At 66.9% G+C, this 15,642-nt stretch carries 17 protein-coding genes; 12 read left to right on the top strand and 5 right to left on the bottom strand.

From position 1 onward, the window contains the following. The first annotated feature begins 103 nt into the window (after nucleotides 1-103). The 6 genes from G3M62_RS13940 to argC all read left to right on the top strand — a co-directional run bounded on the left by G3M62_RS13940 (nucleotide 104) and on the right by argC (nucleotide 6,083). Nucleotides 104-1,135: a COX15/CtaA family protein gene (locus G3M62_RS13940; RefSeq protein WP_165187963.1), complete on the top strand. Its 1,032-nt coding sequence runs from the start codon at nucleotides 104-106 to the stop codon at nucleotides 1,133-1,135. Between the two features lie 108 nt (nucleotides 1,136-1,243). Beyond that, nucleotides 1,244-2,737 (top strand): alkaline phosphatase, encoded by a 1,494-nt coding sequence (locus G3M62_RS13935; protein ID WP_165187961.1) that lies wholly within the window; start codon nucleotides 1,244-1,246, stop codon nucleotides 2,735-2,737. A 316-nt stretch (nucleotides 2,738-3,053) separates the two neighbouring features. Beyond that, on the top strand, nucleotides 3,054-3,527 hold the full coding sequence (rplM, locus tag G3M62_RS13930) for a 50S ribosomal protein L13 (RefSeq protein WP_165187959.1): 474 nt from the start codon (nucleotides 3,054-3,056) through the stop codon (nucleotides 3,525-3,527). Nucleotides 3,528-3,530: 3 nt separating this feature from the next. Further along, nucleotides 3,531-4,004, top strand: coding sequence for a 30S ribosomal protein S9 (gene rpsI / locus G3M62_RS13925; protein WP_165187957.1), 474 nt, complete (start codon nucleotides 3,531-3,533; stop codon nucleotides 4,002-4,004). 164 nt (nucleotides 4,005-4,168) lie between these two features. Continuing rightward, complete coding sequence (locus G3M62_RS13920) at nucleotides 4,169-5,095, top strand: hypothetical protein (protein WP_165187955.1); 927 nt, start codon at nucleotides 4,169-4,171, stop codon at nucleotides 5,093-5,095. 40 nt (nucleotides 5,096-5,135) lie between these two features. Then, nucleotides 5,136-6,083 carry an N-acetyl-gamma-glutamyl-phosphate reductase gene (gene argC, locus G3M62_RS13915; RefSeq protein WP_165187952.1) on the top strand — a complete coding sequence of 316 codons (948 nt, stop codon included), beginning with the start codon at nucleotides 5,136-5,138 and terminating at the stop codon, nucleotides 6,081-6,083. Nucleotides 6,084-6,087: 4 nt separating this feature from the next. Here argC and G3M62_RS13910 read toward each other — a convergent pair whose 3' ends face one another. Both G3M62_RS13910 and soxR read right to left on the bottom strand, forming a co-directional pair. Next, entirely contained in the window at nucleotides 6,088-6,714 is a 627-nt protein-coding gene (locus G3M62_RS13910) for a DUF1287 domain-containing protein (protein ID WP_165187950.1), read from the bottom strand. 61 nt (nucleotides 6,715-6,775) lie between these two features. Continuing rightward, a complete protein-coding gene (gene soxR / locus G3M62_RS13905; RefSeq protein WP_165187948.1) occupies nucleotides 6,776-7,246 on the bottom strand; it encodes a redox-sensitive transcriptional activator SoxR in 471 nt (156 codons plus the stop codon). Nucleotides 7,247-7,322: 76 nt separating this feature from the next. Here soxR and G3M62_RS13900 point away from each other — a divergent pair, with 76 nt between their 5' ends. Continuing rightward, nucleotides 7,323-7,679 carry an antibiotic biosynthesis monooxygenase gene (locus G3M62_RS13900; RefSeq protein ID WP_165187946.1) on the top strand — a complete coding sequence of 119 codons (357 nt, stop codon included), beginning with the start codon at nucleotides 7,323-7,325 and terminating at the stop codon, nucleotides 7,677-7,679. On the opposite strand, the gene G3M62_RS13895 is transcribed toward G3M62_RS13900, so the two are convergent. After that, nucleotides 7,676-9,685: a class I poly(R)-hydroxyalkanoic acid synthase gene (locus tag G3M62_RS13895; RefSeq protein WP_165187944.1), complete on the bottom strand. Its 2,010-nt coding sequence runs from the start codon at nucleotides 9,683-9,685 to the stop codon at nucleotides 7,676-7,678. The two genes, G3M62_RS13900 and G3M62_RS13895, sit on opposite strands and share 4 nt — an antisense overlap. A 95-nt stretch (nucleotides 9,686-9,780) precedes the next feature. On the opposite strand from G3M62_RS13895, the gene G3M62_RS13890 reads away from it, so the two are divergent. From G3M62_RS13890 to G3M62_RS13870, 5 genes are all read left to right on the top strand, one after another. Beyond that, nucleotides 9,781-10,275, top strand: a complete 495-nt coding sequence (locus G3M62_RS13890) for a hypothetical protein (RefSeq protein ID WP_165187942.1) — start codon at nucleotides 9,781-9,783, stop codon at nucleotides 10,273-10,275. 109 nt (nucleotides 10,276-10,384) lie between these two features. Further along, the gene (locus G3M62_RS13885) at nucleotides 10,385-11,605 is read left to right on the top strand and encodes an LL-diaminopimelate aminotransferase (protein ID WP_165187941.1); all 1,221 of its coding nucleotides are present in this window, start codon (nucleotides 10,385-10,387) and stop codon (nucleotides 11,603-11,605) included. 57 nt (nucleotides 11,606-11,662) lie between these two features. Then, nucleotides 11,663-12,952 carry a homoserine dehydrogenase gene (locus G3M62_RS13880; RefSeq protein WP_165187939.1) on the top strand — a complete coding sequence of 430 codons (1,290 nt, stop codon included), beginning with the start codon at nucleotides 11,663-11,665 and terminating at the stop codon, nucleotides 12,950-12,952. A gap of 52 nt (nucleotides 12,953-13,004) precedes the next feature. Next, on the top strand, nucleotides 13,005-13,958 hold the full coding sequence (gene glpX / locus G3M62_RS13875; protein ID WP_165187937.1) for a class II fructose-bisphosphatase: 954 nt from the start codon (nucleotides 13,005-13,007) through the stop codon (nucleotides 13,956-13,958). Nucleotides 13,959-14,007: 49 nt separating this feature from the next. Further along, nucleotides 14,008-14,982: a class 1 fructose-bisphosphatase gene (locus G3M62_RS13870; protein ID WP_165187935.1), complete on the top strand. Its 975-nt coding sequence runs from the start codon at nucleotides 14,008-14,010 to the stop codon at nucleotides 14,980-14,982. A 21-nt stretch (nucleotides 14,983-15,003) separates the two neighbouring features. Here G3M62_RS13870 and G3M62_RS13865 read toward each other — a convergent pair whose 3' ends face one another. Together G3M62_RS13865 and G3M62_RS13860 are read right to left on the bottom strand one after the other, a co-directional pair. Then, nucleotides 15,004-15,285 carry a BrnA antitoxin family protein gene (locus tag G3M62_RS13865; protein WP_165187933.1) on the bottom strand — a complete coding sequence of 94 codons (282 nt, stop codon included), beginning with the start codon at nucleotides 15,283-15,285 and terminating at the stop codon, nucleotides 15,004-15,006. Beyond that, nucleotides 15,245-15,517 (bottom strand): BrnT family toxin, encoded by a 273-nt coding sequence (locus tag G3M62_RS13860; protein WP_165187931.1) that lies wholly within the window; start codon nucleotides 15,515-15,517, stop codon nucleotides 15,245-15,247. Before G3M62_RS13860 ends, G3M62_RS13865 begins: the two co-directional genes overlap by 41 nt. Nucleotides 15,518-15,642: the final 125 nt, after the last annotated feature.

Here is a 15,642-nt window from a genome sequence, read left to right as displayed (position 1 = left end):
CGCGCCGCCTTACGCGTCATGGGCCATGGACGCGAGCGCGCGGCAGGCGTACGGCAAGGCTTCGCCGTATTTCGGCCCCCAACTGACGTTTTTACCGGCTGTCATGACGTCCTTCTTGCGTTCCGATCGTTCGAGACCCGTGGCCATCTGGCTGTTCGCCGTGGCTGTCCTGGTGTTTGGCATGGTGGTGGTCGGGGGCGCGACGCGCCTCACGGACTCCGGCCTGTCGATCACCCAATGGAAGCCGATCATGGGCGCGCTGCCGCCGATGTCGGACGAGGCCTGGCGGGCCAATTTCGAGCTCTACAAGAAGATCCCGCAGTACAAGCTGGTCAACGCCGGCATGACGCTGGAGGCCTACAAGGGCATCTTCTGGTGGGAGTGGGCGCACCGGCTGCTGGGCCGTCTGGTCGGCATGGTGTTCGCCCTGCCGTTCGTGTTCTTCCTGATCCGCCGGATGATCCCGCGCCGCCTGATCTGGCGGTGCGCCGTGCTGTTCGGCCTGGGCGGCCTGCAAGGGCTGGTCGGCTGGTGGATGGTGTCCAGCGGCCTGTCCGAGCGGGTTTCGGTGGCTCCGGAGCGGCTGATGACCCACCTGGGCCTGGCCCTGGTGCTGTTCATCGCCCTGGTGTGGACCGCCTTGGACGCCTGGTCCGGTTCGCCGCGCATCGAAGAGCGCACCGACTGGCGCGGCTGGGCCCTGGGTTTCCTCGCCGCGGTGTTCTTCCAGAGCCTTCTGGGCGCCCTGGTGGCCGGCAACGACGCGGGGCTCGTCTATAACGACTGGCCGCTGATGAACGGCGCGCTGATCCCGGCCGAATACGCCGGCCACGGCTTCTGGGGCACGATCGCCCACAGCCAGGGCGCGGTGCAGTTGCACCACCGGTTGATGGCCTACGCCCTGTTCGTCGCCGCCATCGTGGTGGGCGTGGCCGCCAGCCGCTCGCGTCGCCTGCCGCAGGAGGCCAAGCTGGTGGCCTTCGTGCTGGTCGGGGTGGTCTGCGTGCAGGCGGGGCTGGGAATCTGGACCCTGATGACGGCCGTGCCGCTGGCCTTGGGCGTGCTGCACCAGGCCGGGGCGGCGATCCTGCTGGCCACCGCCACGGCCTTCGCCTGGCGCGTGCGGCGGCCCTAGGCGCCCGCGCAGAGGGCCTCGAAGGACGCAGGGCTTTCGAAGCGACCGCTCGAAGAACTGTCATGAAACTTCAGCACAGGACGTCCGACGTCCTTGCTGGAGCTCCCCGTGACCCGCGCTTCCCTGTTTCTCGCCGCCGCCCTCGTCGCCCTGTCGGCCACGGCACACGCCGCGCCCAAGCCCGCCGCTAAGCCGGCTCCCGTGACCAACGCCGCCCCGGCCGACGCCTATTATCAGGCGGGCCAGGCGGCTCTGGCCAAGGCCCTGACCGTCAATCCTCGCACCGGCAAGGCCAAGAACGTCATCCTGTTCCTGGGTGACGGCATGGGCATTTCCACCGTGACCGCCGGCCGCATCTATGAAGGCCAACAGCGCGGCGTCGACGGCGAGAGCAACAGCCTGTCATTCGAGAAGTTGCCCTGGACCGCTCTGTCCAAGACCTACAGCCACGACACCCAGGTCACCGACAGCGCCGCCGGCATCACCGCCATCACCACTGGCGTGAAGACCCGCAACAAGGTCATCGGCCTGACGGGCGCGGCCAAGCCGGAAAGCTGCGCCGCCGAAGCCGGAAATCGCGTCGAGACGATCGCCGAGCTGGCCAAGGCCCACGGCCTGTCGGCCGGCGCGGTGACCACCACCCGCATCACCCACGCCACCCCGGCCGGCACCTACGCCCACACCGCCTATCGCGACTGGGAAGGCGACGGCGACATGCCCAGCGACGCCCTGGCCGCTGGCTGCATCGACATCGCGCGTCAGCTGGTCGAGGCCCCGGCCGCCATCCGTCTGGACGTGGCGTTCGGGGGCGGGCGCTCGCGCTTCCTGCCCGAAGCTAAGGACGGCAAGCGCGCCGACGGCCGCGACCTGACCGCCGAATGGCTGAAGACCCCGAACGCGGCCTATGTCACCACCGACGCCCAACTGGCGGCGCTGGATCCGACCAAGACCGGTCCGGTGCTGGGCCTGTTCGCCACCGAACACCTGCCCTACGAAGTCGAGCGCCCGGTGCTGGGCGAGGGCGTGCCGACCCTGGCGGCCATGGCGACCAAGGCCGTCGACCTGCTGTCCCAGAACCCGAAGGGCTATTTCCTGCTGGTCGAGGGCGGCAAGATCGACATGGGCAGCCACCTCAACAACGCCAAGCGGACCCTCTCCGAGACGGTCGAGTTCTCCAAGGCGATCTCGGCGGTGCTGGCCAAGGTGAACCTGGACGACACCCTGGTCATCGTCACCGCCGACCACAGCCACGGCCTGGTGATCTCGGGCTACGCCAACCGCAACGCCCCGATCCTGGGCCTGGCGGGCAACGAGGGCGAACCGATCCTGGCCGGCGACGGCAAGCCCTACACGGTGCTGAGCTTCGCCACCGGCCCGGGCGGCACGGAAGGGAACAACCTGCGCGCCGATCCGTCCAAGGAAGACACCGACGATATCGACTACCACCAGCAGGCCCTGGCCAATCTGCCCAGCAGCGCCCACTCGGGCGAGGACGTGGGCGTGTTCGCCGATGGTCCCGGCGCCTATCTGGTCCATGGCGTGGTCGAGGAGAGCTACATCTACCAGATCATGCGCCACGCCTACGGCTTCGACGCCCAATAGGGACCGTCATCCTCGGGCTCGTCCCGAGCACCCCTTTGTCGGCTTTCGCATAGATGAAAGACGGGGCGCTGCGTATGCGGCGCCCCGTTTGCGTTTCAGCGGCGGTTGAGCAGGAACAAGTTCGAGGATGACGAGACGAGCGGCGTGATGAGGTATCATAATACCTCATCACGAAATCCCTTATGCTGTAAGGGTTTGCGGAGTTTCTTGCGCGTGCATTGTTGACAGGCCTCGAACGCTCCTGTACCTGCCGCCCCTCACGCAGACGGAGCCGCTTTCCTTGGCCCCCGACGCACAAGGAATACGGATCAATCCCATGCAAAAGACCACGGCTTCCCTGAAGCCCGCCGAGGTCGAGAAGAAGTGGATCGTGGTCGACGCCCAGGACGCCGTTGTCGGTCGTCTGGCGACGTTCATCGCCATGCGTCTTCGCGGCAAGCATCGTCCCGACTACACCCCGCACGTTGACTGCGGCGACTTCGTCGTCGTCATCAACGCCGACAAGGTGAAGTTCACCGGCAAGAAGCTGGACGACAAGGTTTACTACCGCCACACCGGTCACCCGGGCGGCGTCAAGTCGACCACCCCGCGCAAGCTGCTGGAAGGCCGCTTCCCGGAACGCGTCCTCGAAAAGGCCGTCGAGCGCATGCTGCCCAAGGAAAGCCCCTTGGCCCGCAAGCAACTGACCCACCTGCTCATCTACAACAACGGTGAGCACCCGCACCAAGCGCAGAGCCCGGAAGCGATCGATTTCGCTTCGCGCAACGCCAAGAACACCCGGAGCGCCTAAGTCATGTCTGAAGCTCAAGGCTTTGACGCGCTGGCCAGCCTGTCCAGCAACCCTGAAGCGGCCGCTCCGGCCGTCCAGAAGATCGACGCCCAAGGCCGCGCCTACGCGACCGGCAAGCGCAAGAACGCGATCGCCCGCGTCTGGATCAAGCCCGGCAAGGGCACGATCACGATCAATGGTCGCGACCAGGAAGTCTATTTCGCCCGTCCCGTGCTGCGGATGATGATCGCTCAGCCCTTCCAGGTCACCGACCGCGAAGGCCAGTTCGACGTCGTCGTCACCGTGGAAGGCTCGGGCCTGTCGGGCCAAGCCGGCGCCGTGCGTCACGGCCTGTCCAAGGCCCTGACCTACTATGAGCCCGGCCTGCGCACCCTGCTGAAGCCGCACGGCTTCCTGACCCGCGACAGCCGCGTCGTCGAGCGTAAGAAGTACGGCAAGGCCAAGGCCCGTCGTAGCTTCCAGTTCTCGAAGCGCTAAGCGTTTCAAGTTCGAAGACTTTTATTTCGAAGAAAGAGGCCGTGGTTTCCGCGGCCTCTTTTTTTGCCTGAAACCCCGAATCTACCGGTACCTTCCGGCCCGATCGATGGCCGTGCTCACGCTTGGTGACGCGCTTCCATCTCGCAGCGGATATCGAGGGCGTCATGGAAGTCAGTCAGGCCGTCCGGGAGTCGATCCTGCCGCTGGGCGCGAAACGCGTCATGCTGGAGCAGGCGAGCGACACGCTGGAAACGATCGTCCTGGGCGCGTCGCACGGCGACCATGCCTTCGACCCGGCCTCCATCCCCAATTCGTTCAATCTCTGCTACCGGTCCCTGGATCTCAAGCACGGCTATTATCTGTATCAGCGCGCCATCGCGCTGTGTCCGAACCTGAAGAACATCGTCCTGTTCTATTCCGTGTCCTCGCCGGGCGATGTGCTGGAGCTCGACCCGGACGACGGCGATATCGGCCCCTTGTTCAGCGCGCTGTTCGACCTGGGCGTCGAGTACCAGTCCGACCGTCTCAACAACCTGACCCAGGCCCTGAGCCAGCAGTTGCGGGAGGGCATGGCCGCGACCCTGATCGAGGAAGCCGCCAAGCTTGACGGCTACGCCGGCTTCTTTCCCAACGACAAGGGCGCGGTCGCGGCTTCGGAGTTCAAGACCCGCCTGCTGTCGCACATCAGGCACAACTACGAGTCCGGCGCCGACTACTACCTGCTGAAGATCCTGGCCCTGGCCAATCGCCTGGGGCACGGGGTGACCCTGGTCATCCCGCCGGTGACGTCGCTCTATCGGAACACCCTGGGCACGCGGTCCAGCACGCTCTTTCGCGAGTTGATCGAGGTGGTCGGCCTGTTCCCGTGGGCCGTGCCGATCCAGCTGATCAACGCCTATGACGACGAGGCCTACCGGGACTCGTTCTTCGTCGACAGCGACCATCTGGACGCGCGAGGCGAGGGGACCCGGATGCTGTCGCGCGCCATCGCCGAGAAGGTTCTGGGGCCGGAAGCCGCCGCCCAGGTCGCCGCCGCGCGACAAACCCCGCGCTCCGCGATCCAAGACCTGTTTCGCTCCCCATCGGAGTAGGATAGATCGTCCGCTCCTTTGATTGGGTAGGACGAGGCGCATGACCTCCAAGGTCTTCATCGACGGCGAAGCGGGCACCACGGGTCTGCAGATCCGCGAGCGCCTGGTCGGTCGCAAGGACCTGCAACTGGTCTCGATCGACCCGGACAAGCGCAAGGACGCCGACGCCCGCAAGGCGATGCTGAACAGCGCCGACGCGGTGATCCTGTGCCTGCCCGACGACGCGGCCAAGGAAGCCGTGGCCCTGATCGAAGACCCGAAGGTCAAGGTGATCGACGCCTCGACCGCTCACCGCACCGCGTCCGGCTGGACCTACGGCTTTCCGGAGCTGGACGAGGAACAGCGCGGCAAGGTCGCCTGGTCGACGCGGGTCTCGAACCCCGGTTGCTACGCCACCGGCGCCATCGCCCTGGTCCGGCCGCTGGTCAGCGCCGACATCATCGCCGCGGACCTGCCGATCTCGTTCAACGCCGTGTCGGGCTACAGCGGCGGCGGCAAGGCGATGATCGCCGAGTTCGAGGACGAGACCTCGCCGAACTACACCAAGGTTCCGTACCGCATCTATGCGACCGGCCTGAACCACAAGCACCTGCCCGAGATCCAGGCGCATGGCGGCCTGCTGACCCGGCCGATTTTCACCCCGGCCGTCGGGCGCTACGCCCAGGGCATGCTGGTCGAGCTGCCCCTGCACCTGGGCATGCTGAACGGCAGCGTCTCGATGACCGAGATCCACGAGGCCTTGGCCGACCACTACGCCCGCGAGGCCTTCGTGGAGGTGGCGTCGCTGCACGAGGCCAAGAGCTTGGCCACGCTCGACCCCGAAGGCCTGAACAACACCAATCGCCTGAAGCTGTTCGTGTTCGGCTCGGAAAACAGCGGCCAGGTCCGCCTGGTGGCCCTGCTCGACAACCTGGGCAAGGGCGCCTCGGGCGCGGCGGTGCAGAACCTGAACCTGATGCTGGGCCTGAAGGAAGGCGCGGGGCTCTAGGCCCTCACGCCCGCCAGCGATAGTGCCCGACGGCCGTGTGGAGCTTGAACATCCACAGCGGCTCCTCCTTGGCGCCCCAGCCGATGTTGTGGACGACGCGCACGTGGTCGGGTCCGTCGCTGACGACGCCGATGTGCGGGCGACCGCCCCAGACGCGCCAGGTCAGGATGTCGCCCGGGAGCGGATCGTCGAAGCGGTCGCCGGCGGTCCTGGGCGGCGCGGCCGCTAGTCGGGCGTGCTGGCGGGCCAGGTAGGTCTCCAGGTTCAGCACCCGGCGATGGTCGATATTGGAATCCGGTCCTTTCAGCCCCCAGGCGCGACGCGAGGGATAGGCGTCGAAGTTACGGGTCATGTCCTCGTGGATCAGCTGCTGCAGGTCGGCCCGCCAGGCGTCGCGCGCGGCGCGCACCAGCACGTCGGCGCAGACCCCGGTCGAGCGCAGGACGTCGCCGTTGGGGTAGGGGATGGCGCGGTAGCTGGGATCGTAGTCCTTGGTGACGCCCACCTGGTCGCGGGCGGCCTGGGCCAGGCGCTCGCCGGTCGCCGGGGCTCCGCGCGCGAAGGCTTCGCCGGCGCCGAAGAGCGGCGTCGCGACCAGCATCCCCAGCGCGGTCCGGCGGTTGAGTCCCATGCCGGCAAGCTCGGCCAGAAACCCGGCGAGTTTTGGGCGAACGTGGGTCTTCGGCGTGGCGCTAGCTGACTTCGGGTTCGAGCAGCCGGGGGCCGGCGCCCTGGGCGGCCAGAGCGTCGTGGGGATTGCGCAACGGGCAGGCTTTCATCGAGAGGCAGCCGCAGCCGATGCAGTCGTCCATCTGGTCGCGAAGCTGAGTGAGGCGGCGGATGCGGTCGTCCAGCTCGGCCCGCCACGCGCGCGACAGCTCGGCCCAGTCCTCGGCGGTCGGGGCGCGGCCGTCGGGCAGGCGGGCCAGGGCGGCCTGGATCGAGGCCAGGGGGATGCCGGTGCGCTGGGCCACCTTGATCACCGCCACTCGCCGCAGGATCCCGCGTGGATAGCGCCGCTGGTTGCCATTGGTCCGTAGGCTGAAGATCAGGCCCTTGGTCTCGTAGAAATGCAGGGTCGAGACCGCCACGCCGCTGCGCCTGGCCACCTCGCCGACGCTCAGGCCGCCGCCGGGAAAGACAGGATCGACGGGCTTGGACATTGGCGCTTGACCTCAACTTTAGTTGAGGTTTTACACGGGAGGCTCCTTTCACGGCAACGCCTTTCCAGGAGCCTCCATGACCACGCTCACCGTTCCCGATCGCGCCACGGTCGCCGCCGCCCTGTCCGACCCGCCGGTCTTCAGCGTCAGCATCATCCAAACCAAGCCCGGCAAGTTCGACGAATTCGTCGCCCTGCAGCACGCCCAGTTCACGCGCGTGCGGGGTCAGGTGCAGGGCGTGCGCGGCAGCCGGATGCTGAAGTCGCCGGCCAAGGGCGTGGTGGTGCTGATCTCGTCCTTCGACACCGCGCAGGACGCCGAACGTTTCCGCAGGGATCCGCGCTTCACCGAGCACCTGGAACGCGTGCAGCCGCTGATCGACCGCGCCGAGGCGATGCCGGTGGAACTGGCCTACGAGGTGGGGCTGATCTAGGTCGCGTTCGACCGCACGCGGACATAGCTGCCCGGGGCGTCCTCGATCGGCTTGAGGGCGCCCTTGGCGGGATCGCGGGCCGGTACCTGCTTGCCAGACTTGGCCTTCAGCCAGGCCGCCCAGTGCGGCCACCACGAACCGGGATGCTCCTGCGCGCCCGCCCGCCAGCCCTCGACCGAAGCGGGCAGGCTGTCATTGGTCCAGTGCTGGTACTTGTTGGCGTCCGGATGGTTGATCACGCCGGCGATATGGCCCGAGCCGGCCATGGTGAAGGTCACCGGCCCGCCGAACGCCCGCGCGCCGCGATAGACGCTGGGATAGGGGGCGATGTGGTCGTCCTTGGATGACTGCACGTAGATTGGCGTCTTGACCTTCGACAGGTCCAGCTGCTCGCCGCCCAGGGTCAGATGGCCCTGGGTCAGGGCGTTGTCCTTGTAGAAGTTGCGCAGGTAATAGAGGTGCAGCGTCTTGGGCATGCGCGTCTGGTCGGCGTTCCAGAACAGCAGGTCGAAGGGCCGCGGCTCCTTGCCCATCAGGTAGTTGTTGATGAAGAACGACCAGATCAGGTCGTTGCCGCGCAGGCTGTTGAAGGTGTCGGCCATCGACTGGCTGGGCAGGTAGCCGCCCTGGCGGTCGATCTGCTCCTCGATGGTCTTGATCCAGGCCTCGTCGGTGAATAGCAGCAGGTCGCCGGCCTCGGCGAAGTCCTGCTGGGCGGCGAAGAAGGTGGCCGAATTGATCCGCTTGTCGCCCTTGGCCGCCATGTGGGCCAGGGCGCACGACAGCAGGGTGCCGCCGATGCAGTAGCCGACGGTGTTGACCTTATCGACGCCCGTCTGGGTCATGACCTGCTGGCTGGCGTCGTAGATCCCCTCGAACATGTAGTCCTCGAAGGTCTTGCCGGCCTGGCGATTGTCGGGATTGACCCATGAGGCGACGAACACCGTGAAGCCCTGGCCGGTCAGCCAGCGGATCATCGAATTCTCGGGGCGCAGGTCCAGGATGTAGAACTTGTTGATCCAGGGCGGGAAGATCAGCAGCGGGATCTCGTGCACCGTCTCGGTCGTCGGCGCGAACTGCAGCAGCTGCAGGATGTCGTTCTGATAGACCACCTTGCCCGGGGCGGTGGCGACGTTCTCGCCGACCTTGAACTTGGCCAGGTCGGTCTGGCTGATGGCCAGCTGCCCGCCGCCGCGCTCCAGGTCGGCGGCGAAGTTCTCCATGCCGCGCACCAGGCTCTCGCCCTGGCTCTGCACCACCTCGCGCAGGGCGGCGGGGTTGGAGATCAGGAAGTTCGACGGCGAGAAGGCGTCGGTCAGCATCTTGGTGAAGAACTCGACCCGACGCTTGGCGCCCGGATCGACGCCCTCGGCCTGGGCGACCAGATCGTTCAGCCAGTTCGACGACAGCAGGTAGGACTGCTTCATCATGTCGAACATCGGGTTGGACGCCCAGTCGGGGTCGCTAAACCGCTTGTCGCCCTGGGCGGGCGAGACCACGGGCTGGGTCGGCTCGCCGGTCATCTTGCGGGCCGCCGACTGCCACAGGTCCATGTAGCGGCTGAACAGGTCGGCCTGGGCGCGCAGCAGCCGGTCGGGCTGGGCGGCCAGGCTGGTCATCACCTCGTTGAAGGCGGGGCCGACATGGAAGGGATCGGGGCTGAGGGCGGCGGGCCGGTCGGCCTGGCGCAGGGCGGCTTCGGCGATCGCGCCCTGGGCGGTGACGGCGGCGCGAGCCAGGTTGGCCGACAGGGTCTCCAACATCTGGCGCTGGGCCGGCGACAGGAAGGCGTCGAAGTCGGGCAGGGCGCTGGAGGCCGGCGACGGCTTGAGCTGCTCGGTGCGCGGCGCCGATTCGGCGGCCTTGGCGCGGGAGTCCGGCGCGGGATCGATTTGAGGCGGAACCTTTGGGGCGGACCTGGCCTTGGTCTTGGCGTCCGCCGGGGTCGCTTTGGTCTTGGCGGCGGGCTTTTTGCGCGGTTTTGGGGTGGTTTCGGTCGGGGCCATGGACTTCCTTCCACCGTCTTGTCTCGGGCCATCTCGCATCGGCGGCGCGGATGGCCTTTCGCTCGCCGCGATCATCGCATAAGACCGGAGGCAAGATGAACGACGAAACCGGCAAAATCGTACGTCTCGGCGTACTCTTTCGCGGCGCGGCCCAAGTCAGCGTCCTGGCGGGCCTGCTGGCGGGCCTGACCGCGTGCGCCTCGTCGCTGTCGTCGATCTCGCCGTTCGCGCCGCCGCCGGCCGATCCCAACTCGCCGGTGGCCGCCGCCGCCGACGCCGCGGCCAAGGATTCCAAGCACGCCGCCCGGCCGCGCTTCGTCGACATCCCGCCGCTGCCGACCGACGTGCGCACGCCCGTCCAGTTCAAGCAGGCCGTCGGCGCCGAGAAGATCGCGCGCGACAAGCTCGTGCGCGACACCGCGCCCAACACCTGGACCCTGTCCGACACCGAGGGCTACGCGTCCACGGCCCGCGATGTGGCCAAGGTTCCGGCGAGCGACATCCCCACCGACGCCGACCGCGCCGCGACCGAAGCCTTCGCAAAGGCGTCGCGCGACCGAGCTACCGCGCCTCCGTCCAAGCCCCAATAGGGCGACGGAGGCATAAAATTCCCGTAACTGGCTTGGCTATACCCCGCTTGGGGTCTATCCATGCCCGACATCCGCTCCCGGCGCGCCGCTGCGGCGCAATGAGCATTTCATGACCTCCGATTTCCACCGTATCCGCCGCCTGCCGCCTTACGTTTTCGAAGAGGTGAACAAGATCAAGGCGCGCCTGCGCGCCGAGGGCACGGACATCATCGACTTCGGCATGGGCAATCCCGACATGCCCACGCCCAAGCATATCGTCGACAAGCTGATCGAGACCGCCCGCGACCCCAAGGCTGGCCGCTATTCGGCGTCCAAGGGCATCGCCGGCCTGCGCAAGGCCATGGCGGGCTATTACGATCGCCGGTTCGGCGTGAAGCTGAATCCCGACACCGAGGTGGTCGCCACCCTGGGCTCCAAGGAAGGCTTCGCCAACCTGGCCCAGGCCCTGACCGCGCCGGGCGACGTGATCATCTGTCCGAACCCGGCCTATCCGATCCACGCCTTCGGTTTCATCATGGCCGGCGGCGTGATCCGCCACGTGCCGGCCCTGAGCCCCGAGCAGTACCTGTCCAATATCAGCCGCGCGGTGAAGCACTCGGTGCCGCCGCCCAGCGTGCTGATCCTGTCCTACCCGTCCAACCCGACCGCCCAGTCGGTGGACCTGGACTTCTACAAGGACGCCGTGGCCCTGGCCAAGAAGCACGACCTGCTGGTGATCAGCGACGTGGCCTACGGCGAGATCTATTTCGACAACAATCCGCCGCCCTCGATCCTCCAGGTCGATGGGGCCAAGGATATCGCCGTCGAGGTCAACTCGCTGTCGAAGACCTACGCCATGGCCGGTTGGCGCGTGGGCATGGTGGTCGGCAACGCCCGCATCTGCGCGGCCCTGGCGCGGGTGAAGTCGTATCTCGACTACGGCGCCTACACCCCGGTGCAGGTGGCCGCCGCCGCCGCCTTGAACGGTCCGCAGGACTGCGTCGAGGAAATCCGGGGCATCTACAAGAGCCGCCGCGACACGCTGATCAAATCGATGAAGAGCGCCGGTTGGGACATCCCCAATCCGCCGGCGTCGATGTTCGCCTGGGCCAAGATCCCGCCGCAGTATGAAGCCGCGGGTTCGATGCTGTTCTCGCGCCTGCTGATCGAGGAGGCTGGCGTCGCCGTCGCTCCTGGGATTGGCTTTGGCGAGTACGGCGAAGGCTATGTTCGCATCGGTCTTGTCGAGAACGAGCAGCGGATCAAGCAGGCCGCGCGCAACGTCAAGAAGTTCATCGCCAACGCCGACACCATCCTGGCCAAGGCGCACAACAAGATGGAACAGGTCTGAGCCGCCAACCCGAAAGGGTAGGGGCGTCGCTCGGCCGCTCGAACTAGGAATGCAAGCATGACCCAGAAAACCTGGCGCGTCGGCGTCGCCGGCCTCGGCACCGTCGGCGGAGGGCTGCTGCAGTTCCTGGCCGAGCAGCCGGACTTCGCCCCGGCCGGCGACCGCGCGATCGTCACGGCGGTGTCGGCGCGTTCCAAGTCGCGGCCACGCACGATCGACATCTCGGGCCTGACCTGGTTCGACGATCCGGTGGCCCTGGCCTCGTCGCCGGACGTGGACCTGTTCGTCGAACTGGTCGGCGGCAGCGACGGACCGGCCAAGGCCGCGGTCGAGGCGGCCTTGAAGCTGGGCAAGCCGGTGGTCACCGCCAACAAGGCGCTGATCGCCGAGCACGGCGCCGAATTGGCCGCCCTGGCCGAGGCCAACGACGCGCCACTGCTGTTCGAAGCCGCCGTCATGGGCGGCACGCCGGCCGTGAAGATGCTGCGCGAAGCCATGGTCGGCGACGAGGTGATCGGCGTGGCCGGCATCCTCAACGGCACTTGCAACTTCATCCTCTCCGAAATGGAGAAGACGGGCCGCTCGTTCGCCGACGTGCTGCGCGAGGCGCAAGGCCTGGGTTACGCCGAGGCCGACCCGACCATGGACGTCGGCGGCTTCGACGCGGGCCACAAAATCAGCATCCTGGCCGCGCTCGCCTTCGGCTGCGCGCCCGACTTCGACGCGGCGGAGATCGAGGGCATCAGCGACGTCGAGCTGCTGGACATCAAGCTGGCCAAGGACCTGGGCTATCGCATCAAGCTGGTGGCCGGCGCCGCCAAGAGCGACGACGGCGTGGCCGTGAAGGTGCATCCTTCGCTGGTGCCGCTGGAGCATCCGCTGGCCCAGGCCGGCGGGGCGCTCAACGCGCTGTTCATCGAGGGCAAGCGGATCGGCCGGATCTACATCCAGGGACCGGGCGCGGGCGCGGGTCCGACCGCCGCCGCCGTGGCCGCTGATATCGCCGACGTCATGACCAAGGCCGTGCGACCGGTGTTCCAGGCTCCGGCCGGTCAGCTGAAGCCGTTCGTGGCCGTCGACCCGTCGAAGTCGGTGGGCAAGGCCTATCTACGGATCATGGTTCGCGACGAGCCGGGCGCCATCGCCGCCATCTCCGAGACCCTGGCCGAGTGCGCCGTTTCGATCGACAGCTTCCTGCAAAAGCCCGTCGAAGGCGCGGGCGGCGTGCCGATCGTGCTCGTCACCCATGCGACTCCCGAATCCAATCTCCTGGATGCGATTAGTCGCATCGAAAAATTGCACGCCGTGCTAGAGCGTCCCCGCCTTTTGCGCGTCGCGCGCATCTGAGAACCGCGCGAAGCGGTCGGGCGCTAAAGCCTCGCTAGGCTGGGAGACGTTGATGAGTTCGAAGACCCTGGACCGTTCGCTGGTCCTGGACGCGGTCCGCGTGACCGAAGCCGCCGCCATCGCGTCTTGGACCCTGGTGGGCCGGGGCGACGAGATGGCGGCCGACCAGGCCGCGGTCGACGCCATGCGTAACGCCTTGAACGAACTCGACATCGACGGCGAGATCGTGATCGGCGAGGGCGAGCGCGACGAAGCGCCCATGCTCTATATCGGCGAGAAGGTCGGCACGGGCAAAGGCCCGGCCATCGACATCGCCCTGGACCCGCTGGAAGGCACCACCCTGACGGCCAAGGCCATGCCCAACGCCCTTGCGGTGATGGCGTGGGCGCCCAAGGGCAGCCTGCTGAACGCCCCCGACACCTACATGGACAAGATCGCCTGCGGTCCGGGCCTGCCGGCCGGGGTGATCGACCTGGACAAGTCGCCCGCAGACAACATCAGGGCCGTGGCCGCCGCCAAGGGCGTTGACCCCGAACACATCACCGTCTGCGTGCTGGATCGCCCGCGCCATGCCGAGATCATCGCCAGCGTTCGCTCGGTTGGCGCGCGGGTGTCGCTGATCACCGACGGCGACGTGGCCGGGGTGATCGCCACGACCGATCCGACGACGGGCATCGACCTCTATGTCGGCTCCGGCGGCGCGCCCGAGGGCGTGCTGGCCTGCGCGGCGCTGAAATGCGTCGGCGGTCAGTTCCAGGGCCGCCTGGTGTTCCGCAACGGCGACGAGCGCGCCCGGGCCGCCAAGTGGGGCATCACCGAGCTGGACAAGAAGTACGACCTGCACGAGATCGTTCGCGCCGACGCGATCTTCGCCGCCACTGGCGTCACTTGGGGCAATCTGCTGGACGGGGTGACCTACAAGGACGGTTTCGTCCACACCCATACGCTGGTCATGAATTCTTCAACCGGCACGGTGCGCGAAGTGCGTATGAAGCGGAAGGCCTAGGCTTCCGCTAAGGTCACCCGCGAATCCTTATTCCCCTACGAGGCCCTGTATGACTCCGCTGACCGATCTCGCCGGGTGGCTCGCCCAAGAGCCCGCTGGCGACGAGGTGAAAGCCGTCGTCACCGTGATCGCCGGCGCCTGCGCCCAGATCGGCAAGGTCGTGGCCTCGGGCGCGATCTCGGGCAGCCTGGGCGCGGCCGGTCAGGTCAACGTCCAGGACGAAGAGCAGAAGAAACTCGACATCATCACCAACGACATCCTGCGCGACGCGCTGCAGGGCTGCGCGCTGGTGGCGGGTCTGGCGTCCGAGGAGCTGGAAGTGATCGAGACCACGGGGGCCGTCGGCGGCTTCCTGGTCACCTTCGATCCGCTGGACGGCTCCAGCAACATCGACGTCAACGTCTCGGTCGGCACGATCTTCTCGATCCTGCCCGCGCCGGCCGGCGTCGCGCCCACCGAGGCGGACTTCCTGCTGCCGGGCCGCCAGCAGGTCGCCGCCGGCTACGCCGTCTACGGCCCGCAGACCATGCTGGTGCTGACCCTGTCCAAGGGCGTGGTCGGGTTCACGTTGGACGCCGATGGCGTCTGGCGGCTGACCCACCAGACCGTGGCGATCCCGGCCGACACCGCCGAGTTCGCGATCAACATGTCCAACCAACGCCATTGGGCCGAGCCCGTGCGGCGCTATATCGACGGTTGCCTGCAGGGCAAGACCGGTCCGCGCGGCAAGAACTTCAACATGCGCTGGGTGGCCTCGATGGTCGCCGACGTCCATCGGATCCTGATGCGCGGCGGCATCTTCATGTACCCGTGGGACGCCCGCGAGCCCGACAAGCCGGGCAAGCTGCGCCTGCTCTACGAAGCCAACCCGATGTCGCTGATCGTCGAGCGGGCGGGCGGCCAGTCGACCGACGGCAAGACCCCGATCCTCGACCTGCAACCGACCAAGCTGCACCAGCGCGTGCCGGTGGTGCTGGGCTCGGCCAACGAGGTCGCGCTGGTGACGGAAATGTCGGCGGGCTGACTTGAGAAAGGCGGCGGGCGCTTATGCGTCCACCGCCTTCTTGAGGATCTCGTTGATGCGGCTTTGCCATCCAGGCCCGCCTTCGCGGAGCTTGTCGATGACCGCTTGATCCAGCCGAAGCGTGACCTGCCTCTTCGGCGTCTCCAGCTTGGGTCGGCCTCGCTTGGTCAGCGTGCCGGTCGCGGCACGCACCAATCGATCACCGTCCTTGATCTCGGCGCGGTCGAAGACCTCGTCGGACCATTCGGGCGCGTCGTCGGGATCAACCCACGGCGCTTTCGTATCTTTCACGTTCTCTGACATTGCACTCTCTCATCGAAATGATGCGTCGTGCTTCGCCACGAGGCGTCCAGACCACCAAAACTGTCTTGTGGCCGATCCGGCCGATGGTCTGGAAGCGCGTTTCTCCATAGTCGAAACGGTCATCTTCCACGGTAAGCGTAAGCTCGTCGAAAAGCGTGTCCGCGTGAGCGAAATCCAATCCTCGGTTCGCGAGGGTTAGCGCACGCTTTTCCTCATCCCACTCCAATTCCATAGGAGAACCTCAGGTCAGCAAGTTTGGCATGATGCATGGTGTGGTCTCCGGTTGTCGGCTCGGCGAAAGCCGTGCCAATATCGTAGCTACATAAAATATCTTGTCAAAGATTTTTGTGGCTACAT

It is taken from the genome of Caulobacter soli, assembly GCF_011045195.1.
GTDB classification, from domain to species: Bacteria; Pseudomonadota; Alphaproteobacteria; order Caulobacterales; family Caulobacteraceae; genus Caulobacter; species Caulobacter soli.
This window is presented reverse-complemented; position numbering and strand designations above follow the sequence as displayed.

Excerpts from the sequence above, each read along its gene's own strand:
- G3M62_RS13885 (WP_165187941.1), top strand. The coding sequence starts at position 10,385 with ATGACCTCCGATTTCCACCGTATCCGCCGCCTGCCGCCTTACGTTTTC.
- G3M62_RS13865 (WP_165187933.1), bottom strand. The coding sequence starts at position 15,285 with ATGTCAGAGAACGTGAAAGATACGAAAGCGCCGTGGGTTGATCCCGAC.
- G3M62_RS13900 (WP_165187946.1), top strand. The coding sequence starts at position 7,323 with ATGACCACGCTCACCGTTCCCGATCGCGCCACGGTCGCCGCCGCCCTG.
- G3M62_RS13910 (WP_165187950.1), bottom strand. The coding sequence starts at position 6,714 with ATGGGACTCAACCGCCGGACCGCGCTGGGGATGCTGGTCGCGACGCCG.
- G3M62_RS13860 (WP_165187931.1), bottom strand. The coding sequence starts at position 15,517 with ATGGAATTGGAGTGGGATGAGGAAAAGCGTGCGCTAACCCTCGCGAAC.
- G3M62_RS13940 (WP_165187963.1), top strand. The coding sequence starts at position 104 with ATGACGTCCTTCTTGCGTTCCGATCGTTCGAGACCCGTGGCCATCTGG.
- rpsI (WP_165187957.1), top strand. The coding sequence starts at position 3,531 with ATGTCTGAAGCTCAAGGCTTTGACGCGCTGGCCAGCCTGTCCAGCAAC.
- G3M62_RS13895 (WP_165187944.1), bottom strand. The coding sequence starts at position 9,685 with ATGGCCCCGACCGAAACCACCCCAAAACCGCGCAAAAAGCCCGCCGCC.
- argC (WP_165187952.1), top strand. The coding sequence starts at position 5,136 with ATGACCTCCAAGGTCTTCATCGACGGCGAAGCGGGCACCACGGGTCTG.
- G3M62_RS13880 (WP_165187939.1), top strand. The coding sequence starts at position 11,663 with ATGACCCAGAAAACCTGGCGCGTCGGCGTCGCCGGCCTCGGCACCGTC.
- glpX (WP_165187937.1), top strand. The coding sequence starts at position 13,005 with ATGAGTTCGAAGACCCTGGACCGTTCGCTGGTCCTGGACGCGGTCCGC.
- G3M62_RS13920 (WP_165187955.1), top strand. The coding sequence starts at position 4,169 with ATGGAAGTCAGTCAGGCCGTCCGGGAGTCGATCCTGCCGCTGGGCGCG.
- rplM (WP_165187959.1), top strand. The coding sequence starts at position 3,054 with ATGCAAAAGACCACGGCTTCCCTGAAGCCCGCCGAGGTCGAGAAGAAG.
- G3M62_RS13870 (WP_165187935.1), top strand. The coding sequence starts at position 14,008 with ATGACTCCGCTGACCGATCTCGCCGGGTGGCTCGCCCAAGAGCCCGCT.
- G3M62_RS13890 (WP_165187942.1), top strand. The coding sequence starts at position 9,781 with ATGAACGACGAAACCGGCAAAATCGTACGTCTCGGCGTACTCTTTCGC.
- soxR (WP_165187948.1), bottom strand. The coding sequence starts at position 7,246 with ATGTCCAAGCCCGTCGATCCTGTCTTTCCCGGCGGCGGCCTGAGCGTC.